Here is a 23,803-nt window from a genome sequence, read left to right as displayed (position 1 = left end):
AGAGAGCGGATGCCGGACAGCACACCCAAGGTCGCCCTGGTCACCGGCGGCACCCGGGGCATCGGCCGGGCCACGGTGCTGCGCCTCGCCCGCGACGGCCACGACGTCGCCTTCTGCTACGCATCGCGGCCGGACGCCGCCGCGGAGCTGGAGAAGGAGGTGTCCGAGCTGGGCGTCCGCGTCTACGGCCACCAGGCGGACGTGTCGGACCCGGACGCGGTCCGCGCCCTCGTCGCCGAGACCGAGGAGCGGCTCGGCGGCATCCACACCGTGGTGACCTCGGCGGGCATCGTCCGCGACCAGCCGCTGCTGATGATGGCGGACGAGGACTGGCAGCGGGTGCTGCGGGTCAACCTGGACGGCACTTACCACGTCTGCCGCTCGGTGGTCTTCGAGATGATGAAGCGCAGGAGCGGCTGCATCGTCAACATCTCCTCGGTCGCGGGCGTCTACGGCCACGCCACGCAGACCAACTACTGCGCCTCGAAGGCGGGCATCATCGGCTTCACCAAGGCCCTGGCCAAGGAGGTCGGCCGGTACGGGATCCGGGCCAACGCGATCGCGCCCGGCTTCATCGAGACCGACATGACGGCGGGGCTGTCCGGCAAGGTCCGGGAGCAGGCGCTGCGCGGCATCCCGCTGGGGCGCCTCGGCCGCCCCGAGGAGATCGCGGACATGGTCGCGTACCTGGCCGGGGCCGAGTACGTGACCGGTTCCGTGCTGCAGATCGACGGAGGCCTCGTTGTCTGAGCACGCCGCCGCCGCGCCCGGCGGGTCGCGGCGGCGCAGGCCCCCGCGGTTCTACTTCTCGCTGCGCAGCCCGTACTCCTGGCTGGCCTACCGGGACCTGCACGAGCGCCACCCCGACGTCGCGGACGTGCTGGAGTGGCGGCCGTCTGGCTCGACAACACCATCCTCAACGTGGCGCTGAAGACCCTCGCGGATCCCGTGGAGGGCCTCGGCGCCACGACCAACCAGCTCCAGTGGAGCATCAGCTCGTACACCCTGATCTTCGCCGTGATGCTGTTCACCGGCGGAGTCCTCGGCGACCGCTACGGGCACCGCAGGCTGCTGCTGATCGGCACCGCGCTCTTCGCCGCCTCCTCGCTCTGGGCGGGCGTGTCCACCAGCCCCGCCGAGCTCATCACGGCGCGCGGAGCCATGGGCGTGGGCAGCGCGCTGATCATGCCCGCCACCCTCTCCCTGATATCGGCCGTCTTCGACGCCCGGGAGCGGGCGATGGCCATCGCCATCCGGTCCGGTTCCAGCGGCCTGGCCATCGCGGCCGGCCCGCTCGTGGGCGGCGCGCTGCTGGAGCGGTTCTGGTGGGGGTCGGTCTTCCTGGTCAACCTGCCGCTGGCGGCCGTCACGGTGGCCGGCGCGTGGCTCCTGCTCCCGGCGGCCAGGAACAGCAGCCGCACGAAGCTGGACCCGCTCGGCGTACTGCTGTCCACCACCGGCCTGCTCGCCGTGGTCTACGGCCTGATCGAGGGCGGCCACCGCAACGAGTGGACCAGCCTCGGCGTGCTCGGCCCGGTCCTCGGCGGCCTCGTGGTGCTCGTGGTCTTCGTCCTGGTCGAACTGCGGGTGAGCAGCCCGAGCCTGGACGTACGGCTGTTCCGCAACGCCCCCTTCACGGGTGCGACGGTCTCGGTGATGCTCACCTACTTCAGCCTGTCCGGGGCGATGTTCTACACCGCCTTCTACTTGCAGGGCGTCCGCGAACAGACCCCCTTCGAGGCCGGGCTGAACCTGCTCCCGGTGGCGGTCGGGGTCCTGACGGGGGCGCCCCTGTCGGCGGGCCTGGTCCGGCGCTTCGGCCTCGGTCCGGTGGTGAGCCTGGCCATGCTGGCGGCCGCGGGCACCTTCCTGGCCTACGTGGGCATCGACGCGGACACGCCGATGCCCTGGTTCTGGCTGCTCCTCGGCGTCCAGGGGGCCGCGATGGGCGCTGCCATGGCTCCGACCACCGAGGCGGTCATGGCCGTCCTGCCCGCGGACCGCACCGGCGCGGGCTCCGCGGTCAACAACTCCATGCGGCAGATCGGCGGGGTCCTGGGGGTCGCCGTCCTGGGCCCGCTGCTCACCTCCGTCTACCGCTCGGACATCGCCCCGAGCCTGGCCGGGCTGCCCGGGCCGGCCGCGGAGGCGGCCGGCGGGTCGGCGGAGGCGGCCCGGCAGGTCGCGGCGGAGCTGGGCCGTCCGCAGCTCGTCGCGGACGCGGCCGACAGCTTCGTGCACGCGATGCACGTGGCCTCGGTCCTGGGAGCGGCGGTGGCCGCACTGGGCGCCGTGGTCGTCCTGGCCGCCTTCCGCGGCCGAAGGACCCGCTAGCGGATCCCTTTCCCCGGAAATGGCAGCTAACTGCCCGCCCCGGCCATTGCTGGGGCGGGAACGCGGCGGCTAATTTTTCGAATGGCGCAGGAATGTCTGCGTGCGGAAGATTTGCCACGGGGAAGGAATGCACATGGTCCACAGCACTGCGGCACCCGTCCTGCCGGTTCCGGTACCGAGACTCAAAGGCCGGGCGGTCATCGGCAACACCGGGAATTCAAGAAGGACCGCCTCGCATTGTTCCGGCGGACCTTCGAGGAGTGCGGGGACATCGGCGTCTACCGGATCGCCGGCCAGGACTGCTATTTCGTCAATTCCGTCGAACTGGCCCATGAGATCCTGATCAAGAACGGTCCCCTCTTCGAGAAGACCGACCGCTTCCGCGCCTTCGCCAGGCCGCTGCTCGGGGACGGGCTGCTCACGGCCACGAACGAGGAGCACAAGAAGAACCGCAGGCTCATCCAGCCCAGGTTCCGCACCGCGGTGATCCGGAACTACGCGGACTCGGCGGCGAAGGTGGCCGACACGGTCGCGGGGGAGTGGGCCGACGGCAGCGTGATCGACGTGCGCCGGGAGATGGTCCGGCTGGTGCTGGGCGTCGTCGGGCACAACCTCTTCAGCCGGGACGTCCTGGGGGAGGCCGACGACCTCGGCAACGCGCTCACCGACGCCATCCACGGCTTCGACTCCCAGGCCAGCGCGCTCGTCCCGCTGACCATCGAGTGGCCGACGCCCGCGAACCTGCGCTACCGCCGGGCCATCCAGCGGCTGGAGGAGACCTTCCGTTCCTTCCTGGCCGAGCGCCGGGCCATGGCCGACAAGCCGGACGACTGGCTGAACCTGCTGATGGAGTGCGGCGCGGAAGACGGCACCCCGCTCACCGACCGGCAGATCCGCGACGAGGCGCTGAACATGTTCATGCCCGGACATGAGACCACCGCCACGGCACTCAGCTGGAGCTTCCACCTCCTGTCCCGGCACCCGGAGGCGTACGAGCGGCTGATCGCCGAGTCCGACGAGGTGCTCGGCGGCCGGCTGGTCACGGCGGAGGACCTGCCCCGGCTTCCGTACGCACTCGCCGTGTTCAAGGAGGCCATGCGGCTCTATCCGCCGGTCTACATGTTCTCCCGGCAGGCGTCCCGGGAGGCCGAGATCCTGGGCCACCGCCTGCCGGCGGGCGCCTGCGTGATCTTCAGCCCCTACGCGCTGCACCAGCGGGCGGACTACTTCCCCGACCCGGAGCGGTTCGACCCGGACCGTTTCGCGCCGGAGCGGGAGGAGCTGCTGCCCCGGCACGCGTACATGCCGTTCGGGGCCGGGCACCGGGTGTGCATCGGCAACCACCACGCACTGCTCGGCGGACAGATCGCCCTCGCCGGCATCGCCGGGCGGGCGCGGCTGAGCGCGCTCCCCGGGGCGGCGGACCCGGGGACGGACCCGATGGTCACGCTGCGCCCGGAGGGGGAGATGCGGATGCGCGTGACCAGGCGGGCCGGGCGGCGCCCGTAGGGGGTGGCCTGCCGGGCCGCGGGCGGCCGGGTCGGCGGGCCGTGCCGGCCCGTGGTCGCAGGCACCCCTTCGGACCAGGTAGTATTTTCTCTGTCAGCAGGCGCCGCTAGCTCAGTTGGTTAGAGCAGCTGACTCTTAATCAGCGGGTCCGGGGTTCGAGTCCCTGGCGGCGCACCTGTCCTTCGGGCGGTTTCCGGTTCACCGGGAACCGCCCGAAGTGTTTTCCGGGCCGTCCGCACCCGCCCGCCGGGGCCGGGCGCGCGGGCCTCAGAGCGTGAGCGACAGCAGCAGCGGTGCGGCCTTGCGGTTCAGTGCGTCGGCCGCGGCCCGCAGCCGGTGGGCGTGCTCGACCGGCATCGACAGGGCCAGGCAACCCACGGCCGCCCCGGCGGTGATCGGGACGGCCGCGCAGACCGTGCCCACGGCGTACTCCTGCAGGTCCAGCACGGGCACCGTGGCGGGCTGGGCGTCCAGCTTCGAGAAGAGGATCCGCTCGTTCACGATCGTCTTCGACGTGAGCCGGGCGATCTTGTGGCGGGAGAGGTGGTCGCGCCGCCCGTTCAGGTCGAGCTGGGTCAGCAGGCACTTGCCGACCGCGCTGGCGTGGGCCGCGGAGCGGAAGTCGACCCACTCGTGCACCTTCGGGGTGCGGGGGCTGTCCGCGAACTGGGTGATCCGGACCTCACCGTCCACGTACCTGCTGATGTAGACGGCCGCGCCGACCGAGTCGCGGAGCCGGTCCAGGGTCTCCTGCAGCTTGTCCGTGAGGGCCTGCTGGCGGTCGATGCCGGAGCCGAGCAGCACGAGGGAATCCCCTATGGCGTACGCGCCGTCGGAGACCTGCAGCACGTACCCCTCCCGGCGCAGCATGAGCAGCATCGGGGTGAGATGGACTGCGGGCAGGCCGGTCTCACGCGCGATCTGCGCATCGGTCACACCGCCGGTGTGCCGCGCGATCGTTTCGAGTACGCGTAGTGCGTACTGCACCGAGTGGAACGGCGCGGTCGGCTCGGGCTTCAGCGCCACGGTTTCCCCCTACCAGGTTGTTACCGCTTGCCCTACCACGATAGCCATCAAGAGGCCCATGTGGAGCGCCTGTTGAGGAGATTGATGGCTCAATCATGTCCCTCGGCCTGGATCTACTCCCCTGGCATATGCCAACGTCACGCGCCCTGTCCCGGTGTGCCGGGAATGCCCGGCACCCAGCCATGGTTCGAGGTCTTCGTACGGACATCGTACGAACTGGTAAACGGGACGGGAGCGACGATGAGTGACACCGGGGACGCGCAGCCGCAGGGAAGCCGGGACGGCATTCGGGCCACCGCCCGGGGCCGGGCCCCCGTCCCGCTCTCGGTCCTGGACCTCGTCACCGTGGGCGCCGGCAGCACCGCCCACGCGTCCCTGCGCACCAGCGTGGCCATCGCCCGCCTCGCCGAGTCCCGCGGCTACCACCGTCACTGGGTCGCCGAGCACCACTCCATGCCCGGGGTCGCCAGCTCCTCCCCGGCCGTGATCCTGGCCCACCTCGCCGCGCACACCTCCCGGATCCGGCTCGGTTCGGGCGGGGTCATGCTGCCCAACCACGCCCCGCTGGCCGTGGCCGAGCAGTTCGGCACCCTGGAGGCGCTCGCCCCCGGGCGCATCGACCTCGGTCTCGGCCGGGCCCCGGGGACCGACGGCGGCACGGCGGCCGCACTGCGCGGGCCCGGACGGCTGGACGAGGCCGCGGACGGGTTCCCCCGGCAGCTCGCGGAGCTCACCCGCTTCCTCGACGACGACTTCCCCGACGGGCACCCGTACGCCCGGGTGCACGCCGTGCCGGGCCCGGTCCAGGGGCCCGTCGGGCGGCCGCCCGTCTGGCTGCTCGGATCCTCCGGCTTCAGCGCCCGGCTCGCCGGCGGGCTCGGCCTGCCCTTCGCCTACGCCCACCACTTCTCGGCGGCCGGCACCCTGCCCGCCCTCGAGCTGTACCGGCAGACCTTCCGCCCCTCGGCCGTCCTGGACGCCCCCTACGCCGTCATCGGGGTCTCCGCCCTCGCCGCCGACACCGAGGCCGAGGCCCGTGCCCAGGTGCTCACGGGCGCCCTGTCCATGCTGCGGCTGCGTACCGGGCGGCCCGGGCTGGTGCCGACGCCCGAGGAGGCGGCGGCGTACCCGTTCTCCCCGGCGGAACGGGAGTTCGTGGACGGCTGGCTCGCCAATATCGTCCACGGGACCCCGGACGCGGTCCGCGCCGGACTCGACGGCCTGGCGGAGCGGACGGGCGCCGACGAGCTGATGCTGACCGCCAACGCCCACAGCGGCGCCGCCCGGTTGCGCTCGTACGGGCTCGTCGCAGATGCGTACGGCATGCCGGAGGAGGTCCCCGCGGCCCTGTGACGGCGCGCGAACGCAGTTCGGCTGGTTTGTTGCCGAAACCTTGCGGGAGCATGTCTCAAGGCAGCCTTAAACCGCTCGTCACCCGGGGTGGCGAGCGGTTTCTGATGTGCGCTCAGCTCTCTGACGAGGTGATTTACCCGTCAACTGGTCTAGTCCTTCTTTGGTCCAAACCATTGACTCGGGGGATCGGTGATCGCTATCACTTCTCACACCTGGACCTCTTGCTCTCCCCTCCCACCCCCCGGAGGCAGTTCATGCACATCCGTAAACCCCTCATCGCGGCCGCCGCCACGGCCGCGCTGGCAGCCGGAGCGCTTGCCTCCTTCGCGGGCCTCGGCACCGCCCAGGCTGCCGACGCCCGAGCCACCGCCGCGGCCGGCGGCGTCCGGATCGCCTACTACGACCAGTGGAGCGTGTACGGGAACGCCTTCTACCCCAAACACCTCGACACGCGGGGCATAGCGGGCCAGCTGGACATCATCAATTACTCGTTCGGCAACATCCACCCCACCGAACTCACCTGTTTCGAGGCGAACAAGGCGGCGGGCGACGACAACAACCCCAACGCCGGTGACGGCGCGGGCGACTCGTACGCCGACTACCAGAAGTCCTTCAGCGCGGCGGACAGCGTCGACGGCGTCGCCGACAAGTGGGACCAGCCGATCGTGGGCGTCTTCAACCAGTTCAAGGAACTGAAGGCCAAGTACCCCCACCTGAAGATCAACATCTCGCTGGGCGGCTGGACGTACTCCAAGTTCTTCCACGACGCGGCCAAGACCGACGCCTCCCGCAAGAAGCTCGTCGCCTCCTGCATCAAGCAGTACATCAAGGGCGACCTCCCGGTGGAGGGCGGCTTCGGCGGCCCCGGCACCGCGGCCGGCATCTTCGACGGCATCGACATCGACTGGGAGTACCCCGGCTCCTCCGGCGGCCACCTGGGCAACCACTACGGCCCCGAGGACAAGGCGAACTTCACCCTCCTGCTCCAGGAGTTCCGCAAGCAGCTCGACGCCGAGGGCGCGGCCAACGGCGGCAAGAAGTACCTCCTGACCGCGGCCCTCCCGGCCGGCCAGGACAAGATCAAGTACATCGAGACGGACAAGATCGGCGCGTACCTCGACTACGCGAACATCATGACGTACGACATGCACGGCGCCTGGGACGGCGACGGGCCCACGTACCACCAGTCCCCGCTCCACCCCTCGGCCGCCGACCCGACCGACCCGATCGCGCCGGGCACCGAGAAGTACAGCATCGACAACGCCATCGACTCCTGGATCGACGGCAACCCGGCGTACGGCATCGCCGGCGGCTTCCCCGCGAACAAGCTGACCCTGGGCTACGAGTTCTACTACCGCGGCTGGAAGGGCGTCCCGGCGGGCACCACCAACGGCCTCGCCCAGAGCGCCACCGGCGGCTCCGCCGCCCGGCCGCTCAGCCAGCAGGTGGGCATCGCCCACTACAAGGAGCTGGGCGGGATCGTCGACAACCCGGCGACCACCTTCTGGGACGACCGGTCCAAGTCCTCGTACTTCTACAAGGACGGCGAGTTCTTCACCGGCCTGAACGAGAAGTCCATCCAGGCCCGGGTCGACTACGGCAAGCAGCGCGGCCTGGCCGGCGCGATGATGTACTCCCTGCTCGGTCTGGACAACAACGCCACCCTGCTGAAGCAGATCTCGGGCGCCCTCGGCGGGACCACCCAGCCGCCGGTCACCACGCCGCCGACGACCACCCCGCCGACCACGACCCCGCCGACCACGCAGCCCCCGACCGGTTGCGGCTCGCTCCCGGCGTACGTCGCGGGCAGCACCTACACCGGCGGCAGCGAGGTCTCCCACAACGGCCGCAAGTACAAGGCCCAGTGGTGGACGCAGAACGAGACCCCGGGCACCACGGGTGAATGGGGTGTCTGGAAGGACCTCGGCGCCTGCTGATCTCCCCCCACCCCGCGCCGAGCGACGCCTCCGCCCTGCCCCTTTCCGGGGTGGGGCGGAGGTGTGTCACATGGTTGCGGGAATCCCGACGTCGGTGCGTGGCAGGGCCGTTACGCTCGGCCACAGGTTGTTCCGCTCGCACTGTTCGGGGGTTACCCATGGCCCAGGCCCGCGACATCGACCCCAGCGCGTCGCCGCTGGACTACTACAGCTACGAGCTGCGTCGCCTCAGAGAAGACGCGGGACTGAAGCAGGCGCAGCTCGGCGCCATCGTCTTCTGCACGGGCTCCCTGATCGGCATGATCGAGAACGGCCGGAGGGTGCCGACCCGCGACTTCTCGGAACGGGTGGACGCGGCGCTGGGGACGGGCGGGGTGTTCTCCCGCTTGGTCAGGCTGGTGCTTCGGAGCCAATTGCCCTCGTGGTTCCAGGAGTACGCGGCAATGGAGGCCGGCGCCACGCACATCTCCTCGTTTCAGCCGCAGTTGGTGTACGGACTCCTCCAGACGGAGCAGTACGCATGGGCGGTTCTCAAGGCGGGATGGGGCGAGAAGCTGGAGGAGGCGGTAGCCGCGAGGATGGAGCGCCAGCGCATCCTGTTGAGGGAGCGCCCGCCTCTCGTCTGGGTGGTCCTGGACGAGGGGGTTCTGCACCGTTCCTTCGGTGGCCACGAGATCATGCGGGAGCAGCTGGACCACCTTCTGGGGTTCCGGGACCGGCGTGAGGTGCGGATCCAGATTCTCCCGTTCTCGGCCGGACAACACCCGGCCACAGTCGGGGCGTTCAACGTCCTCCGGTTTGAGAGGGATCCGGATGTCGTCTACGCCGAGAGCTATGGCTCGGCCCATGTGACGGCGAATCCCGAAACGGCCAGCGACTGTGCGCATCGCTACGATCATTTGCAGGCCACGGCGCTGTCCGTGGAGGACTCGGCGGAGCTGATCGCCCGCGTACGGGAGGAACGTTATGGGGACCATCCAGAACCTGACGGGCGCGCGGTGGCGTAAGTCCAGCCACAGCGGAGGAACCGGCGGTGACTGCGTCGAGTGTGCCCCCCTCGGCGGTGCCACCTGGCGCAAGTCCAGCTACAGCGGTGGCACCGGCGGAGACTGCGTCGAAGTGGCGCCCCAGCCCTGCCTCGTCGCCGTCCGGGACTCCAAGCGGCCCGACGGCCCCGCCTTCGCGGTGGCGCCGGAGGCGTTCACGGCCTTCGTCCGCAGCCTCGCCCAGGGGCCCGGGGCGTGAGCGAGGCGCCGGACCGGACGGGCCGCGCCAGGCGGGCCGCTCTGTGCTCCGGCGGGGTGGTCGCGCTCTTCGCCGTGGCGGCCTTCGTCCTGCACGGTGCCGGGTTCGCCTCCTGGTGGGTCCTGGTGCCCGTGGGGGTTCTGGTGGCGGTGTTCGCGGGTCAGGCCGGCGCACGGATGGGCCGCGAGGACGCCGTGCGTGCGCAGGCCCTGGAGCCCGGTGGGACCGTGCTGGGCGCCCACACCGTGCGGCCCCCGTACAGGTGTTCTGTCCCGGGAGGTTGTGGACGGGTGAGCCAGGTCTCGGCTGAGGGATCTTGAAGGGGTGTGACCCGGATGCGCCAGAAACCCGCCAGAACTTGATCTTGGCCTGCTGAGTGCCTGACGGTGTCGGGGATCTTGGCGAGGACGGTCGGCCATGCCCTCGACATCTCAGTCTCCAAGATCCCCGACCTCGTCACCCGCGATCAGCTCTGCGTCTCCTCGCGGCGTCCAACAGCGGCCGCATCGGGTACGACGAGCAGCTTGCCGGTGGTACGCCGAGCCTCCAGATCGCTGTGGGCCTGGGCGGCCTCGGACAATGCGTAGCGGCCCGTTACGGTGACCTCGAGCGCCTTGGAGCGCACCCACTCGAACACATCGGCGGCCCGTCGGAGCAGTTCGGACCGATCGGCGATGAAGTCCCCGAGGCTGGGCCGGATCAGGGTCAGCGAACCGCCTTGGGCGAGCCGAATCGGATCAAACGGCGGCACGGCACCACTTGCCGCGCCGAAGAGCACGAGATGGCCGCGGGTTCGCAGGCTGGCGAGGCTCGCATCGAAGGTGTGCGCGCCGACGCCGTCGAAGACAACCGGCAGTCCCTGACCGCCGTTGAGCCGTCTCACCTCGGCTGCGAGATCGTCGACTGCGGAGGAAAGGATCACCTCAGCGGCCCCGGCACGCTTCGCCAGCTCCGCCTTCGCCGTGGTCGACGTCGTGCCGATCACCCTGCCGCCGAGATGGGTGATGAGCTGGGTCAAAAGCAGCCCCATGCCACCAGCAGCCGCATGCACGAGCACCGTGTCGCCCCCCTGCACCGGGTAGGCGTCCTTGACGAGATAGTGCGCGGTCCTGCCTTGGAGGAGCACGGCGGCGGCTGTCTCGAAGCCGATGTCGTCGGGCAGCGGCACCAGCCGGGAGGAGTCCACGACGGCCCGCTCGGCATACGTGCCGGGAATCTCCACCCAACCGACCCGGTCCCCGACTGCGACGTCAGCGACGCCGGGTCCAACTTCGACGACCGTGCCGGCGCCCTCAGCGCCCGGGGTGAAGGGCAGCGGGAGGCTGTACCGGCCTTCGCGGTGGTAGACGTCGAGGAAGTTGACCCCGGATGCGGCGACCTCCACGATCGCCTCGCCCGGACCCGGCCGCGGCTGGTCCACCTCGGCCTCCTGCAGCACCTCGGGACCGCCCACTTCGTACACCTGAATCGCTCGCATGGCCCTCCAATAACGGCTCATCCCCACCAACCCCGTTGATGGCGATCCGATTCCCGGCAAGCAGACCAGCCCGCCGCCCCCGCCGCCCCCGCCGCCTCCCGCGTCGGCGCGAAGAACGGATGCAGCTCATGCGCACTGACCAGCCGCTTGAAACGCGGATGCGCAGTCCGCTCGATCGAAGTCATCCCCACGCCCCGCAAGATCCGGCAGCCAACGACGTTCCAGGCACCCGCGCCGCATCGTGCCGCCCGAGATCTGCCTCCGGCCCGCTGTGTGGTCGAGGACGGCCGGCCCCTGCGCCGGGCCGCCGAACGCTTCCAGGTCTCACCGACAACCGCCCAGCGATGGGCGGACCGGTACCGCGCCCTGGGCGAAGCGGGCATGGGTGACCGCTCCAGCCGTCCCCGTCACACGCCGCGCCGGACACCGGCCCGGACCGAACGCCGGATCATCAAGGTCCGCCTCCTGCGCTGCTGGGGACCGGCCCGTATCGCCCACCTGCTCGGCCTGGTCCCCCTTGACCGTCCACCGCGTCCTGACCCGCTGCCGGCTGGCCCGCCTGACCCACCTCGACCGCGCGACCGGGCACGTCATACGCCGCTACGAACGCGAGAAACCCGGCGAGCTCGTGCACGTCGACATCAAGAAGCTCGGCAACATCCGCCGACGGCGGCGGACACAGGGTCCTGGGCCGGCAAGCGGGCCGCAAGACCCGCAGGAACGCCGGCTACAGCTACCTGCGCACCGCCGTCGACGACCACTCCCGCCTCGCCCGCAGCGAGATCCACGCGGACGAGAAGAAGGAGACCGCCACCGCCTTCTGGCAACGGGCCCACGCCTTCTTCACCGGCGCTGGGATCACCGTCGAACGGGTTCTGACCGACAACGGCTCCTGCTACCGCTCACGCGACTGGCGCTACAGCCTGGCGGCGGCCGGGATCACCCACAAACGAACCCGGCCCTACCGGCCCCAGACCAACGGCAAGGTCGAACGCTACGACCGCACCCTGCTCGACGAATGGGCCTACGCCCGCCCCTACCGGTCAGACATCGAACGCCGCGAAGCGTTCCCCGGCCGGCTCCACTCCTGCAATCACCACCGCGGACACACCGCACTCGCAGGCAAACCACCCGCAAGCCGCGTCCCCAACCTGACGAGGCAATACATCTAGGCCGGACCGCCGACGCCCGGGCGGGAGCCGATCATCTCCGCGATCCGCTCCGGGGCCACCGCGCGCGAGTACAGCCAGCCCTGGCCCGTGTCGCAGCCCACGCGCCGCAGCCGGGCCGCCTGGCCCGCCGTCTCCACGCACTCCGCGGTGACCGTCAGACCCAGCCGGTGGGCGAGCTGCACCAGAGCCTCGACGATGGTCTCGTCGGCCGGGTTCGGGTGCGTGCCCTCCTCGTAGCGGAAGCCCCGTACGAAGGAGCCGTCCAGCTTGAGCACCGACACCGGCAGCCGGCTGAGGTAGGCCAGGTTCGAGTAGCCCGTGCCGAAGTCGTCGATGGCGATCCGCACGCCCATGTCGCTGAGCGCCTGGAGGGCCTGCAGCGGCCGGCCCGCCGAGCCCATCACCGCCGACTCGGTCAGCTCCAGCTGCAGCAGCTGCGGGGCCAGACCCGTCTCGGCGAGGATCTCCGCGACGTCGCCCACCAGGTCCGAGTCCCACACCTGCCGCACCGCGACGTTGACGGACACGAAGACGGGGGAGTCGCTGGGCTGCTCGATCTGCCAGCGCCGCGCCTGCCGGCACGCGGTCCGCAGGACCCACTGCCCCAACTGGACGATGGAGCCGTCCTCTTCGGCGATCCCGATGAACCGATTCGGCGTCAGCGTGCCGAACTGCGGGTGGTTCCAGCGCACGAGGGCCTCCACCCCGCGCACCACCCCGCTCTCCAGGTCGACCAGCGGCTGGTACTCCAGCACGAACTCCCCCTGCTCCACGGCCGGACGCAGCGTCGAGGAGAGGGCCTGCCGGGTCATGCGGTGCGCGTTGCGCTCCGGGTCGAAGAGGGTCCAGCGGGCCTTGCCGTCCGCCTTGGCCCAGTACAGGGTCGTGTCGGCGGCCTGCATCAGGCCCGTCGCCGAGGTCCCGGACGCGGCGCGCTCCACCACACCGATCGACGCGGAGACCGACAGCCGCTGCCCGGCCAGGTCGAACGGCTCCTGTACGGCGGCCAGGACGCTCCGTGCCAGGTCCGCGAGCTGCTCGGTGCCGGTGGACTCCTCCACGAGCAGGGCGAACTCGTCGCCGCCGAGCCGCGCCACCAGGTGCCCGCCCGTGCGCCCGTACCCGGACTGGTCGGCGCACTGCGTCAGCCGGGCGGCCACGGCGGCCAGCAGGCGGTCGCCGACCCGGTGGCCGAGGGTGTCGTTGACCGCCTTGAAGCCGTCGAGGTCCAGGTAGCAGAGCCCGATCCGGCCGGTGCCGCCGCCGTGTTCGTACCCGGAGGCCTCCAGGGCGGCGGAGAGCCGCTCGAAGAACAGCGCCCGGTTGGGCAGCCGGGTGACCGGGTCGTGCATCTGGAGGTGGCGCAGCCGGGCCTGGAGGTCGCGCCGGTCGCTGATGTCGGCGACGGACAGCAGGACGTCCCCCGTCCCGGGCACGGGCCCGAGGGTGACCTCGGTCCACAGCGAATGCCCGTCGGGGTGCTTGAGGCGGCGCGTGCAGCGCAGCCGCGCCTGACGGCCCCGCAGCACCTCCTGGTACGCGGCCCAGGTGCGGGCCTCCGAAGCCAGGTCCACCAGGTCGGCGGCGCACTGGTGGGTCAGCGCGTGCGGCTCGGTGCCGAGCAGCCCGGCGAGGGCCGTGTTGGCCGCGACCACGTAGCCGTCGCGGTCCACGACGGCCATGGGGAGGTGGGCCGCGTTGAAGGCGGCCCGGTAGTCGTTCCGTGCGGTATCGGCTCGGGACAGCGGCGCCGGGCCGGCTGATGCCGAGGGCACGGCAGGCACCGCTTCGTGACGCTGCGTAATGGCCGGTCGAATGCTGTCGGCCGCCGAACCGGTTCCCTCTGAGGTTCCGCTCACCGTTGGCTCCCGCAGTGTTCGTGAGTGTCCGTGCAGGAAAGTGTGCCGATCATAGAGGCAGCCGGGAGGCCCTATCCAGCGGCGTCGCCGGTCGGAGCGCGGTCCTTTGACGAATTGGCGCCAGGGTGACGCCGTGCTGACGGACCGTCCGCATGACCCCGGGCGATCGTTTCTGCGCGGCTCTGAGCATGCGGAGCCACCTGCTGATCGCTCGTGACGTTCTGTAGGCAATCGCGTGAAGCCGGGGGGTCACCGGCTTGCCTGCTCCTCACTCGTGTGGGGCAGCGGAACAGGGCACTAGTCAGACAATCGCCTCAAGGTGGAGCAGAGGGTACGAATCCACCACCGGAGGTCGATGTGCCGCGACAGGAGACACCCGGGGGAGTGGACTGCTCCCGCATGCGAAGTACGGCGGCAGCGCTCACTTCCCTTGCCGCCCTCGCCTCCATGTCCCTGGTCGCGGGTCCCGCCGTGGCCGACTCCGGGGCCGGCCCCTGCGCGCTGACCCGTACGGCGGCACACCACTCCCTGGGCCTGGACACCTGGAACGGCGCCTACCCCCGGCCCGAACGCACGCTCAACGCGGTGATGGTCTTCCTCTCCTTCCCCGACCACCGGACCACCCTCACGCCGGAGGAACTGACCGCCGACTACTTCCCCGCCACCAGCGACTACTTCGAGCGCGCCTCCTACGGGCGCTTCCGCCTGGTGCCGCACCCGCAGAAGCACTGGATCCGGATGCCCAAGCCCTCGGCCGCGTACGGGATACGGCGTGACTGGGCCCCGGAGGACCGGGCCTCCTACCTGCGGGACGCGGTCGCCACCGCCGACGCCGAGGTGGACTTCTCCCGGTACGACGTCGTGTACTTCGTCGCCGACCCGCAAGCGCCCGGCGTGGACTCCGATGCCACGAAGGTCGTCAACTTCGACCGCCCGATCGTCGCGGACGGCGCCGAGCTGCGGCGGATCGTCACCGTCTTCGAGCAGCACCCGCCCGACCGCAACGTGCTGGCCCACGAGACCGGCCACGTCTTCGACCTGCCCGACCTCTACCACCGGCCCACGGACGGCAAGGGCGACTGGGACACCTACGTCGGCGACTGGGACGTCATGGGCAGCCAGTTCGGGATGGCCCCGGACCTCTTCGCCTGGCACAAGTGGAAGCTGGGCTGGCTCGACGCCTCCCAGGTGGACTGCGTGCAGTCCGGCTCCTCACTGCACACCCTCCAGCCGCTCGCCCAGGCCCCGCCGCAGGGCGGCACGGGCGGGACCCGGCTCGCGGTGGTCCGTACGGGGCCCGGCAGCGCCATCGCCGTCGAGGCGCGGGGCTCCACCGGCAACGACGGGGACACCTGCACCGAAGGGGTCCTGGTCTACCGGGTGCGCAACGAGGCGGCCCCGGGCGGCGGCCCCATCGAAGTGCTGGACGGGCACCCGGACACGGAGGCCTGCTGGGACCGCTCGGTGTACCCGCCGCTGGCGGACGCACCGCTGGAGGTCGGGGAGGCGTACACGGTGCCCGGCGAACGCATCAGGATCGAGGTGGCCGACCGCACCCAGTCGGGCGCGTACACGGTGAAGATCACCACCTGAGACCGGCGGCCCGTACGCGGCACACGAAGAAGGCCCCCACTCGCGTGGAGGCCTTCTTCCGTCTGTGCGCCGCCAGGGACTCGAACCCCGGACCCGCTGATTAAGAGTCAGCTGCTCTAACCAACTGAGCTAGCGGCGCCTGCTGACGTCGTAGACATTAGCAGGCGGACCCGCGGAACGAAAAATCGATATCCGCAGGTCCGGTGGGCGCCGGGGTGCGGGCCGCCCGGACGAAGGCCCAGAGCAGCGCCTCGGGCCCGGGCAGCCAGGGGCGGCGCGTGTCCGGGGCCACGAGCCAGCGCGAGGCGGCGCCGGACGTGCCGGACAGCGGCGGCACGGTGACGGCGTCGCCGACCCCGTGGCACAGCGGCGCCGGTGCGGTCCGCGCGCCGCCCCACTCCTCCCACCGCAGCAGGGCGGGGAGCCGGTGGGCGGTGCCCGGGGCGGCGAAGAGCAGCATCCGGCCGCGGTGCACGGCGACCGGCCCCGAGCCGGGGCCCTCGGCCCAGAGCAGGTCCAGCACGCGGCGTCCGAGGACGAGGGGGACGTTGACGGCGTCGAAGACGGTCCCGCAGGGCAGCGCGGCCGGTGAGTCGGGCCGGGTCTCCCAGATCGCGAGCGTGCTCCGCGGGTGGGCGGAGGCGGAGGAGAGCCAGGCTGCGCCCTGCGGGGTGACGTGGGTGGCGGGCGCGGTACGGGTGTCGAGGGCGGGGCGTCCGGGAGCCGTCGTCAGCGTCGTCATGTCCACAGATCTACCGGCTGTGACGTTCCGGCTTCCCGCAGTTACGGAAAACCGGGACGGGCCGGGGTGTGCTGGGGTATGTTGCGCCCCGCATATGCCAGTCCGCTGTGCTGGGCCGTGCGGGTCCGTGGCCGGGCCGCGCCGGGATCCGGTCCCCCGCCTTCCGTTGCCGTCACTGCCGGGGGCTCCGCCCCGGGACCCCCGCTCCTCGAACGCCGGAGGGGCTGAATCTGCCCTGCGGCTGCGGCGGAGCCCAGGGCCCGCGCGGCGGGGGCCGGCTACGCCTGTTCCGGGCCCGACTCGCGCTGGAGGGATTCGCCGAACTCGATCATCTTGCGGGCGTAGTCCTCGGTCCATTCCGCCCGGGCGGCGATCGCGGCGGGCGAGAGACGGTCGAAGCGCCGCGGGTCCGCCAGCTGGGCCGCGGCCAGGGCCTGGAACTCCACCGCCCGTTCCTGGGCCGCCCGGAAGGCGAGCGTCAGCTCGGTGGCCCGGGTCAGGAGTTCGCGCGGGTCGTCGATGGACTCCAGGTCGAAGAAGTGCTCCGGGTCCGTGACGGCCTCCGAGGGCTCGAAGAGCAGCGGCGCGGGCCGCAGCCTCCGCTCGGTCCGCTCGGGCTCTGCCATGCCTGTCCTCCTGCTGCGCGTGCGAAATGCTTCCGGGCCACCGTCCATTGTCCAACGCCGCGCAAGGGCGTACACGGCTGCACGGCCACGAGCTGGAACGTCCGTACGGGCGCCGGGGCACGGGAGACGCCCGGCGGCGCCCGCGACGGGGGAGTCGAGCAGGTGCCCGACCGGGCAGCGCTCCCGTCACGGCCGCCAGGCCACCCGGTGTTCGGCACGATGCGCCAGGACCGAATGATTCGCCTCCCAGCCTCGGAGAACATGATCACCATGTTGCTTGGTGTGGTTGCCGAAGGCCGGTACGACGTCGTGGGGGACGTGGAGGATTCGTTCGTGTCGGGTGCGGTCAGCCCTGAGGAGCGGCCCAGCCTCGGCAGGTGGATGCGTGAGCCGCTCTGGTACGAGTGGGACGCGATCATGGTCACTTCCCTTGATCGAATCACTCGGAATCAGACCCACTGGGAGATGTTCGCCGATAAGCGCTAAAGGGGAGGAAAGGACGTCATCTGTCTCGATGACCCTTCCTTGGACATCACCCCCGGCAACGGCCGGATGATCGCCTACATCAAGGCGACGCAAGCACAGGAGTGCCGGGAAGCCATTGTGCAGAAACGTCGGAATCAGACTCAGTACTACCGTGACGAATCCCTTTGGGGTGGTGGGACTTGGCCCTTCGGCTACCGCCCGGTGCTCACGGAGTACCAGGGCAGGCAGCGCTACAAGCTGGTTGTCGACCCCGTAACGGGGCCCCTGATCCGTGAGGCCTACGAGCGGATCGGTGTCCAGGGGTGGAGCATGAGCCGCCTTTGTGACGACTGGAACAAGCGGGGTGTCCTCACGTCACAGGATTACCAGCGGAGTGTGAATGCAGGCGAGAAGAAGGCTGGCACCAAGACGGACATCAAGGGGACTCGGTGGACCACTGCCACCTTGGGGAAGATTCTGAAGAAGCCGATCCTGCAAGGAATCGCCATGCACAAAGGTGAGCCACTTCTTCGTGGCGGCATTCCTGTGCGATGGGCAGACCCAATCCTGAGCGATGAGGAATTTGCCAAGTTGCAGGTGGCGGTTATCGCACTCGGCCGACATCGTCCGGGCATCAAGTCCAACGCATCTCCCATGGCGGGCGTTCTCCACCGTCCGTGCGGAAGGAAGATGTACGAGAACAGCTCGGTCGGCAAGCTGAACACGGGAGAGATTCGGTCCCACAAGTACTTCCGCTGTTCCTCCTGGTCCAACGGCAAGGCTTGTGAATTGTCCGTATCCTGGCCTCAGGATCAGCTATATGCCGTGAGGTGATGGCTCAGCCCTTCGTGCCAGGGCGGTGGGAGGTCACCAGCACGGGTCAGACCTGTGCCGAGAAATGGTCCACCATGCGAGGCTGGAAGGAGCAGGGCCCCTTCCTCCGTGAAGCTGACTTTCGGCTGTTCGTCTGGGGGCACCCCAAGGTGAAGGGGCGAGACATGGCTGTCTACGTCGTCTCTCCGAATGATGTCGCCGAGAGAGCAAGTGGTGCTTTGACTGGATCCGTTGAGCCGAGTGACGAAGAAGCTTGGAATCTTGAAGCCTTAAAAATCTTCAAGGAAGTCCTGGATGGGGAGATCGGCCAGCTGCGGGTCGGTACCTCTTGACTGAAATCCGGATCCCCTGTGTGTGGAAGCTGGACCGCTTCGCACGGTCCCTCATCGACCTCGTGACCCTGGTGGACGGAGTCAGCCAACCGGCATTGGTTGCACGGTGCTCACTGGAGCTCTGGTCAACATCGACTCCGGACTGCGGACGGCCGATTCATGCTTCAGGTGGTAGGAGCCATGACGGAGTTCGAACGATCCCTCATTGCTGTCAGCGCACAGGAGGACGTGCTTCGGGAACTCCCCGAAACGCTTCCTCGCTTCCGTACCCACGTGGAGATGCACCGGGGCCTGATGCCGGCTCGGTCCGGTGATCGAGCAGGCGGAGTAGCGCATGCGCGGGCTGCCTTGGCTGCCATGCCACCCGAGAAGCACTCCCTGACGCTGCGGATGCTCATGGACGAAGTGGCCGGGCCCTGAGGCCACCTGTGCCTTACGGCCGCCACAAGACGCGATGGTTGGACCAGAAATCCCACGTGGACATCATCGCTTCCCAGCCGTCCGGGAACTTCACCGTCACGCCCAGCTGCACCGGTTCCGTCGAGGGATGGTCGTCCAGCAGCTCCGCTATGCCCGCCCGGGCCACCACCACGCAGGCGTGCCGGTGCCGGGAGGCCAGGACGCACAGACGGCCCGTCTCCAGGTGGAAGGCCGTCGCGTCCGGGCGGCCCGACAGCGGGTGCAGGACCACCGTGAGGTCGTACTCCCGGCCCTGGAGCCGGTTCGCGGTGTCCACCGTGACCCCTGCGACCCCGAGCGCCGCCAGGGCCGCGCGGACCGCGGCCGCCTGGTCGCGGTGGGCCGTGCCCACGGCGATCCGGTCGGCGGTGAGCGGCGCCGGCGCCTGGGCACGTTCGTCCGAGGTCACCGCCCCGCGGTCCAGGGCCCGGCGGACGACCAGGGCCACCGCCCGCACCGCCTCCGGGTCCGTCCGCGGGGTGTGCCGCGCCGGCAGCTCCAGCAGGCCCCAGCCGGACTCGGCGGCCTCGTCCAGGACCCGGTCGGGCCCCGACCCGTCCGAGGGGACCCCGTACGCCAGCCGCCGCTCGCCCGGGCCCGTACCGCTGCGGAACTGCGTGTACGGGTAGAAGGCGCGGGAGACCAGCGGCGCGGCCGTCGCCGGGAGGCGCCACGAGACGGGCAGCCGGTGCTGCGGCAGCTGCGGATTGTGCGCCAGCAGCGTGGACACCGCCGAGGCGGAAGGGTCGTAGGACAGGCCCGCCCACTGCTCCGCCCCCACCACGCTGAACGGGTCCAGCTGCCCCGGGTCGCCCACGAACAGCGCCCGCTCGAACAGCCCGGCGACGGCCAGCAGCGCGTCGGAGCGCATCTGGTACGCCTCGTCGACGATGGCGTGCTCCCAGGGCTCGACGTCCTTGACGAAGGCCCACTTCGCCGCCGTCGAGAGGGTGACCGGCAGCTCGGCGAGGTCTCCCGGCTTGGCGGAGAGCGTCACCGACGGCAGTTCCCGCAGCGCCGGGTCGTACGCGTCCCCGTCACTGCTGTGCAGCCGGCCCACCCGCAGCCCCGGATCCTTCTCGGCGAGCCGCAGCACCAGGTCGTCGACCTGGGCGTTGGTCTGCGCGACCACCATGAGCCGGCGCCCTGCCGCGGCCAGCTCGCGGGCGGCCCGGACGACGAGCGTCGACTTGCCCGCTCCGGGCGGGGAGTCGACGACGACGCCCCGCTCGGCCCCGTGCAGCGTGTCGTGGAGGATGGCGGCGGTCGCCCGCGCGGCGGCCGCGGCCGGATCGAAGGAGGCGGTCGCGGTCACAGCACGTCCTCGTCGGTCACGGTGTCGGGGTGGACGACGGCGCCCGCGGCGCCGGGCGGCCCGCCGTGCGTCCACGGGGTCCGCTCGGGGTCCGGGAGCTTCGGGCCGCCGCGCGCGTCGTGCTCGAAGAGCGTCCAGCACACCCGGTCGCCCTTCTCCGGCACCGAACCGGGCTCCGGACCCCGGCCGCGCCCCATCTTGTCCAGCAGCCGCAGCACGATGCCGCCGTCCTCCTCGAAGCGCACGAACCGTGCCGACTGAGGGCGGCCGTCCAGAGAGCGGAACACCTTCGTGCCGCCGTCCTCGGCGAGCTGCGGCCGGTCCTCCGTCGCCACCGTCACCAGCGGGCGGGGGCTGGGCCGCTTGGAGTCCGTCCACTCCATGACCACCTCGGTCACCTCGCCGGCGAAGGCCTCGCCCGCGAGGCGCCGGCCCGCCATCACCAGGGGGTCGTCCAGGGCCTCCTGGGCGTCGAGCCGCACCTGCTCGGTCTCCCGGGTGGCCAGCTTCTGAGCGGCCGTCACCGCGTCGTCGCGGCGCGGCTGCGGGGGCTCGCCCGCCCGTACGCGGTCCCGGTGGCCCGTGTACGACCAGCGGTCGCGGGTCCAGCGCTCCTCCGCCAGCTCGCCGGCCGGCAGCGCGCGCAGCAGCTCCACCGAGCGCCACACCGCGTCCCAGGCCGGCCGCGTCTGCGTCTCGACGAGGGACCGCACCTCCTCCACGGCGCGTGCGACGCCCCGCTCGTCCTGCGGCTGCGCCGAGCGCGCCGCGTCGTACCGGGCCATCACGGGAGCCAGCAGCTTGTTGTCGAAGGCCGGGTCGGTGGCCGGACCGGCCGGCGGGTACAGCAGCTGCCCGGCCGCGTCCCGGGCCAGCTCCGCCCGCAGCGCCGCCTCGGCCCCGGACTCCCCTTCCGGCGGGGCTATCCAGGCGAGCAGGGCCCCCAGGTGCTGGTCCTCCAGGTTCGACTGGCCGGTGGCCCAGTGCCGTGACAGCAGGTCGGTGGCCGACAGCAGCATCGACGAGCCCGGCACCCGGGAACGCTCGGCGAGGTGGGTGAACCAGCGCCCCAGCAGCGGGACCCGCGCCGGAGCCGGGTACGGGTTCTCCGGATCCTCCTCGGCGGTGCGGCGGAACCGCATCGAGCGCCCCAGCAGCCGCAGGTACTCGATGCCCGCCCGGCTCGGCACGATCAGCTGCGGCGCGTCCAGGCACAGCTCCGCCTCGACCTTGGTCCGCTTGCCGGTCTCCGGGTCGGTCTCGTTGCGCTCCACGAGCTCGACCTCGTCCCCGTACGCGTCCACGTACGGCAGCACCTCGTCCGCCAGGTCCGCGAGGAAGGCCCAGCGCAGGTCGCGGTCGCGCGGCTGCGCCACGACCAGCAGCCTGGGCTGCGCAGGATCGGTGCCCACCAGCGCGCCCAGCGGGGCCCCCGCCTCACCCGCGGTCGTCAGCGGGACGAGGACCAGCGGGCGCTCGCTCAGGTGCCGGTGCCGTACGGTCGCCAGCGCCTGGGCGCGGCCCGCCCGTAGGGCCTCCAGCCGGGCCAGGGTGTTCAGCAGGGGCACGAGGCTGCCTCCGTGGCGAGTACCAGCGCCTCGGCGCGCAGCCGGGCCGCGTGGCGCAGGGCGTCGGCGGTGGGGTCACCGCAGGGCTCCGGCCCGCCGGCGGCGGCGAGGGCCTGCCCGACCGTGGTCAGCGCGCCCAGCTCGCCCCGTACCGAACGGCCCAGCGCGGTGACCTGGCCGGCCGCCCGGGCCGATTCGCGGCAGTGGAAGGCCAGCTCGCAGGCGGCCAGGCACTCGGGGGCGTAGGAGGCGTCCACCGCGGAGACCGCCTCGGTCAGCTCCTCGGCGGGCCGGGACGGGTCGAAGCTGAGCCCCTCGGGCAGCGCCGCGGCCAGCTCCTCGACCCGGGTCAGCCGCTGCAGCTGGCGCCGGGTCACGGCACGCTCCCGGCGGACGTCGACGGGGGCGGCGGTGGGCAGGTTCGAGAAGTCCTTGGGGCAGACGAGCAGCACCGCGTGCCCGACCTCGGCGCCGTCGAGCTTCTCGGCGGTCTTCTCCAGGGCCAGGACGTAGACGGCGGCCTGGCGGGCGGCGGCGCCCACCTTCGCGGGATCGGCGGCCCCGTCGATCATCGGGAAGGACTTGATCTCCACGACGGTCCAGCGGCCGTCGGGATGCACCACGACGGCGTCCGGCTCCAGGTAGGCGGGGGTGCCGGCCACCTCCAGGGCCAGCATCGGATGGTCGAGCAGGGACCAGGCCCCCTCGGTCCGTCCCGCGGCGGTGGCCTCGCGCAGCGCGAGCGCGGTGCGGGCGGCCCGGCCCTCGGGGCCGGCGGCGGTGAGGTCGGGGACGCGGGCGCCCGGCCCCGGCGGGGCGGCGGTGGAGCCGAGGTGCTCGTGGACCAGGCGCAGCAGTTCGCCGCCGCCGTCCCCCTTGACCTTGGCCTCGAAGGAGTTCCCGCGGACGATCGCGAACTGCGACTGCCCGAAGGGGGCCGGCGAGCCGAGGGCCGAGGCGAGCGCGGACTTGTCCACGCCGGCGCCGTCGAGCAGCGCGCGTCTGCCGCAGCCGGGGTTGGCGGCGAGGGCCGCCAGTGCCCGGGCGTCGAGCGGGCGGGGCGGCACGGCCGGGCCCCGCAGGCCGGCGAGCCGCTGCCGCAGCGTCGGGGGCTGCGGGGTCTGCTGCGCGGTTCGCCGGGGAGGGCCGCTGGGCGGGTAGGAGCTCACCCGCGGAAGTGTCCCATCCGCCACTGACAATCGTGGACTTACCGCGGAAACCAGCTGCTCGCAGCGGGTGCCGTGGCCGGTCGTTCGTGTGATGGATGATGGACGGACGACGGAACTGCGCCAAACCGCGCACATCCCTGCATATCCATTTGGACCGGGAGAAAAAAGATATGGCCCCCCGCATCCTGCTGGCCCGGCACGGCCAGACGGCGTGGTCCCAGCTCGGCAAGCACACCGGACGCACCGACGTGCCCCTGCTGGAGGAGGGCAGGCAGGGCGCGAAACTGCTCGGCGAGCGGCTGGCCCGCGACCCGTGGAAGGGGCTGCCCGGGGTGGAGGTCCGCACCAGCCCGCTGGTCCGCGCGAGCGAGAGCTGCGAGCTGGCGGGCTTCGGCGTGCGCGCGGATCCGTGGGACGCGCTGATGGAGTGGGACTACGGCGACTACGAGGGCATGACCCCGGCGGAGATCCAGGCGGTCCGCCCGGGCTGGCTGATCTGGCGCGACGGCGTCCCGGGCGGCGAATCCGTCGCCGATGTCGCGGCCCGCGCGGACGAGGTGGTCGGCTGGGCCCGCTCGGCGGAGCGCGACGTGCTGGTCTTCGCCCACGGCCACGTCCTGCGCACGCTGGCCGCCCGCTGGCTCGGCTTCGACGCCTCCTTCGGCGCCCGCATCCGCCTGGAGCCCACCTCCCTCTCGGTCCTCGGGTGGGCCTACGGGGCCCCCGCACTGGAGCGCTGGAACGACACGGGGCACCTGGACGCGTAGCCCCGTCCGTGCAGCCCCGGA

At 71.4% G+C, this 23,803-nt stretch carries 21 protein-coding genes, 2 tRNA genes and 2 pseudogenes; 16 read left to right on the top strand and 9 right to left on the bottom strand.

Annotated features, from left to right (window positions below; translation table 11 throughout):
• Window positions 1-9: 9 nt before the first annotated feature.
• The 5 genes from fabG (at window position 10) to ACFWUZ_RS13445 (ending at window position 4,017) form a co-directional block, all read left to right on the top strand.
• A complete protein-coding gene (gene fabG, locus ACFWUZ_RS13465; RefSeq protein WP_384371529.1) occupies window positions 10-750 on the top strand; it encodes a 3-oxoacyl-[acyl-carrier-protein] reductase in 741 nt (246 codons plus the stop codon).
• Complete coding sequence (locus ACFWUZ_RS13460; protein WP_384371798.1) at window positions 743-931, top strand: hypothetical protein; 189 nt, start codon at window positions 743-745, stop codon at window positions 929-931. The genes fabG and ACFWUZ_RS13460 overlap by 8 nt, the downstream gene beginning before the upstream one ends.
• Complete coding sequence (locus ACFWUZ_RS13455; RefSeq protein ID WP_384371527.1) at window positions 922-2,334, top strand: MFS transporter; 1,413 nt, start codon at window positions 922-924, stop codon at window positions 2,332-2,334. The genes ACFWUZ_RS13460 and ACFWUZ_RS13455 overlap by 10 nt, the downstream gene beginning before the upstream one ends.
• An 81-nt stretch (window positions 2,335-2,415) precedes the next feature.
• Complete coding sequence (locus ACFWUZ_RS13450) at window positions 2,416-3,843, top strand: cytochrome P450 (protein WP_384371525.1); 1,428 nt, start codon at window positions 2,416-2,418, stop codon at window positions 3,841-3,843.
• A 100-nt stretch (window positions 3,844-3,943) separates the two neighbouring features.
• Window positions 3,944-4,017, top strand: a tRNA-Lys gene (locus tag ACFWUZ_RS13445).
• A gap of 93 nt (window positions 4,018-4,110) precedes the next feature.
• Here ACFWUZ_RS13445 and ACFWUZ_RS13440 read toward each other — a convergent pair.
• Window positions 4,111-4,869: an IclR family transcriptional regulator gene (locus tag ACFWUZ_RS13440; RefSeq protein ID WP_384371523.1), complete on the bottom strand. Its 759-nt coding sequence runs from the start codon at window positions 4,867-4,869 to the stop codon at window positions 4,111-4,113.
• A gap of 240 nt (window positions 4,870-5,109) precedes the next feature.
• Between ACFWUZ_RS13440 and ACFWUZ_RS13435 the strand changes: the two genes are divergently transcribed.
• From ACFWUZ_RS13435 to ACFWUZ_RS13415, 5 genes are all read left to right on the top strand, one after another.
• The gene (locus ACFWUZ_RS13435) at window positions 5,110-6,222 is read left to right on the top strand and encodes an LLM class flavin-dependent oxidoreductase (RefSeq protein WP_384371520.1); all 1,113 of its coding nucleotides are present in this window, start codon (window positions 5,110-5,112) and stop codon (window positions 6,220-6,222) included.
• A 254-nt stretch (window positions 6,223-6,476) separates the two neighbouring features.
• Entirely contained in the window at window positions 6,477-8,159 is a 1,683-nt protein-coding gene (locus ACFWUZ_RS13430; protein ID WP_384371518.1) for a glycosyl hydrolase family 18 protein, read from the top strand.
• A 158-nt stretch (window positions 8,160-8,317) separates the two neighbouring features.
• Window positions 8,318-9,166, top strand: coding sequence for a helix-turn-helix transcriptional regulator (locus tag ACFWUZ_RS13425; protein ID WP_384371516.1), 849 nt, complete (start codon window positions 8,318-8,320; stop codon window positions 9,164-9,166).
• A complete protein-coding gene (locus ACFWUZ_RS13420; RefSeq protein WP_384371514.1) occupies window positions 9,126-9,404 on the top strand; it encodes a DUF397 domain-containing protein in 279 nt (92 codons plus the stop codon). The genes ACFWUZ_RS13425 and ACFWUZ_RS13420 overlap by 41 nt, the downstream gene beginning before the upstream one ends.
• Window positions 9,401-9,724, top strand: a complete 324-nt coding sequence (locus ACFWUZ_RS13415) for a hypothetical protein (RefSeq protein ID WP_384371512.1) — start codon at window positions 9,401-9,403, stop codon at window positions 9,722-9,724. The genes ACFWUZ_RS13420 and ACFWUZ_RS13415 overlap by 4 nt, the downstream gene beginning before the upstream one ends.
• A 146-nt stretch (window positions 9,725-9,870) precedes the next feature.
• On the opposite strand, the gene ACFWUZ_RS13410 is transcribed toward ACFWUZ_RS13415, so the two are convergent.
• Window positions 9,871-10,881, bottom strand: coding sequence for a quinone oxidoreductase family protein (locus ACFWUZ_RS13410; RefSeq protein WP_384371510.1), 1,011 nt, complete (start codon window positions 10,879-10,881; stop codon window positions 9,871-9,873).
• Between the two features lie 255 nt (window positions 10,882-11,136).
• Here ACFWUZ_RS13410 and ACFWUZ_RS13405 point away from each other — a divergent pair.
• A pseudogene (locus ACFWUZ_RS13405) lies at window positions 11,137-12,053 on the top strand (IS481 family transposase).
• Here the strand turns inward: ACFWUZ_RS13405 and ACFWUZ_RS13400 are convergent.
• A complete protein-coding gene (locus ACFWUZ_RS13400) occupies window positions 12,050-13,912 on the bottom strand; it encodes a putative bifunctional diguanylate cyclase/phosphodiesterase (RefSeq protein ID WP_384371508.1) in 1,863 nt (620 codons plus the stop codon). The pseudogene ACFWUZ_RS13405 and the gene ACFWUZ_RS13400 overlap by 4 nt on opposite strands.
• 357 nt (window positions 13,913-14,269) lie before the next feature.
• Between ACFWUZ_RS13400 and ACFWUZ_RS13395 the strand changes: the two genes are divergently transcribed.
• Window positions 14,270-15,505 (top strand): M6 family metalloprotease domain-containing protein, encoded by a 1,236-nt coding sequence (locus ACFWUZ_RS13395; RefSeq protein WP_384371506.1) that lies wholly within the window; start codon window positions 14,270-14,272, stop codon window positions 15,503-15,505.
• A gap of 65 nt (window positions 15,506-15,570) precedes the next feature.
• On the opposite strand, the gene ACFWUZ_RS13390 is transcribed toward ACFWUZ_RS13395, so the two are convergent.
• The 3 genes and pseudogenes from ACFWUZ_RS13390 to ACFWUZ_RS13380 form a co-directional block, all read right to left on the bottom strand.
• Window positions 15,571-15,644, bottom strand: a tRNA-Lys gene (locus tag ACFWUZ_RS13390).
• A pseudogene (locus tag ACFWUZ_RS13385) lies at window positions 15,635-16,247 on the bottom strand (bifunctional DNA primase/polymerase). Before ACFWUZ_RS13385 ends, ACFWUZ_RS13390 begins: the two are co-directional and overlap by 10 nt.
• Before the next feature lie 278 nt (window positions 16,248-16,525).
• The gene (locus ACFWUZ_RS13380) at window positions 16,526-16,873 is read right to left on the bottom strand and encodes a hypothetical protein (RefSeq protein WP_384371504.1); all 348 of its coding nucleotides are present in this window, start codon (window positions 16,871-16,873) and stop codon (window positions 16,526-16,528) included.
• Window positions 16,874-17,134: 261 nt separating this feature from the next.
• On the opposite strand from ACFWUZ_RS13380, the gene ACFWUZ_RS13375 reads away from it, so the two are divergent.
• The 3 genes from ACFWUZ_RS13375 to ACFWUZ_RS13365 all read left to right on the top strand — a co-directional run bounded on the left by ACFWUZ_RS13375 (window position 17,135) and on the right by ACFWUZ_RS13365 (window position 18,504).
• Window positions 17,135-17,359: a recombinase family protein gene (locus ACFWUZ_RS13375; RefSeq protein WP_384371502.1), complete on the top strand. Its 225-nt coding sequence runs from the start codon at window positions 17,135-17,137 to the stop codon at window positions 17,357-17,359.
• Window positions 17,360-17,398: 39 nt separating this feature from the next.
• Complete coding sequence (locus tag ACFWUZ_RS13370) at window positions 17,399-18,172, top strand: recombinase family protein (protein ID WP_384371500.1); 774 nt, start codon at window positions 17,399-17,401, stop codon at window positions 18,170-18,172.
• Window positions 18,173-18,336: 164 nt separating this feature from the next.
• Window positions 18,337-18,504 carry a hypothetical protein gene (locus tag ACFWUZ_RS13365; protein ID WP_384371498.1) on the top strand — a complete coding sequence of 56 codons (168 nt, stop codon included), beginning with the start codon at window positions 18,337-18,339 and terminating at the stop codon, window positions 18,502-18,504.
• Window positions 18,505-18,937: 433 nt separating this feature from the next.
• Here the strand turns inward: ACFWUZ_RS13365 and ACFWUZ_RS13360 are convergent, their stop codons facing one another.
• Genes ACFWUZ_RS13360 through ACFWUZ_RS13350 form a run of 3 tightly spaced genes read right to left on the bottom strand, consistent with a single transcriptional unit; the run spans window position 18,938 to window position 23,015 of the window.
• A complete protein-coding gene (locus ACFWUZ_RS13360) occupies window positions 18,938-20,278 on the bottom strand; it encodes an AAA domain-containing protein (RefSeq protein ID WP_384371496.1) in 1,341 nt (446 codons plus the stop codon).
• On the bottom strand, window positions 20,275-21,846 hold the full coding sequence (locus tag ACFWUZ_RS13355) for a hypothetical protein (RefSeq protein ID WP_384371494.1): 1,572 nt from the start codon (window positions 21,844-21,846) through the stop codon (window positions 20,275-20,277). Before ACFWUZ_RS13355 ends, ACFWUZ_RS13360 begins: the two co-directional genes overlap by 4 nt.
• On the bottom strand, window positions 21,834-23,015 hold the full coding sequence (locus tag ACFWUZ_RS13350) for a hypothetical protein (protein ID WP_384371492.1): 1,182 nt from the start codon (window positions 23,013-23,015) through the stop codon (window positions 21,834-21,836). The genes ACFWUZ_RS13355 and ACFWUZ_RS13350 overlap by 13 nt, the downstream gene beginning before the upstream one ends.
• Window positions 23,016-23,185: 170 nt before the next feature.
• Here ACFWUZ_RS13350 and ACFWUZ_RS13345 point away from each other — a divergent pair, with 170 nt between their 5' ends.
• Window positions 23,186-23,782, top strand: a complete 597-nt coding sequence (locus ACFWUZ_RS13345) for a histidine phosphatase family protein (RefSeq protein ID WP_384371490.1) — start codon at window positions 23,186-23,188, stop codon at window positions 23,780-23,782.
• The last annotated feature ends 21 nt before the right edge of the window (window positions 23,783-23,803 follow it).

Source organism: Streptomyces sp. NPDC058646, assembly GCF_042716875.1.
Classification (GTDB): Bacteria; Actinomycetota; Actinomycetes; order Streptomycetales; family Streptomycetaceae; genus Streptomyces.
This window is presented reverse-complemented; position numbering and strand designations above follow the sequence as displayed.

Bases quoted from the DNA above. Each gene is read 5' to 3' on its own strand.
- fabG (WP_384371529.1), top strand. From the start codon at position 10: ATGCCGGACAGCACACCCAAGGTCGCCCTGGTCACCGGCGGCACCCGG.
- ACFWUZ_RS13450 (WP_384371525.1), top strand. From the start codon at position 2,416: ATGGCGCAGGAATGTCTGCGTGCGGAAGATTTGCCACGGGGAAGGAAT.
- ACFWUZ_RS13435 (WP_384371520.1), top strand. From the start codon at position 5,110: ATGAGTGACACCGGGGACGCGCAGCCGCAGGGAAGCCGGGACGGCATT.
- ACFWUZ_RS13430 (WP_384371518.1), top strand. From the start codon at position 6,477: ATGCACATCCGTAAACCCCTCATCGCGGCCGCCGCCACGGCCGCGCTG.
- ACFWUZ_RS13425 (WP_384371516.1), top strand. From the start codon at position 8,318: ATGGCCCAGGCCCGCGACATCGACCCCAGCGCGTCGCCGCTGGACTAC.
- ACFWUZ_RS13420 (WP_384371514.1), top strand. From the start codon at position 9,126: ATGGGGACCATCCAGAACCTGACGGGCGCGCGGTGGCGTAAGTCCAGC.
- ACFWUZ_RS13410 (WP_384371510.1), bottom strand. From the start codon at position 10,881: ATGCGAGCGATTCAGGTGTACGAAGTGGGCGGTCCCGAGGTGCTGCAG.
- ACFWUZ_RS13380 (WP_384371504.1), bottom strand. From the start codon at position 16,873: ATGGCAGAGCCCGAGCGGACCGAGCGGAGGCTGCGGCCCGCGCCGCTG.
- ACFWUZ_RS13375 (WP_384371502.1), top strand. From the start codon at position 17,135: ATGATCACCATGTTGCTTGGTGTGGTTGCCGAAGGCCGGTACGACGTC.
- ACFWUZ_RS13365 (WP_384371498.1), top strand. From the start codon at position 18,337: ATGGCTGTCTACGTCGTCTCTCCGAATGATGTCGCCGAGAGAGCAAGT.
- ACFWUZ_RS13345 (WP_384371490.1), top strand. From the start codon at position 23,186: ATGGCCCCCCGCATCCTGCTGGCCCGGCACGGCCAGACGGCGTGGTCC.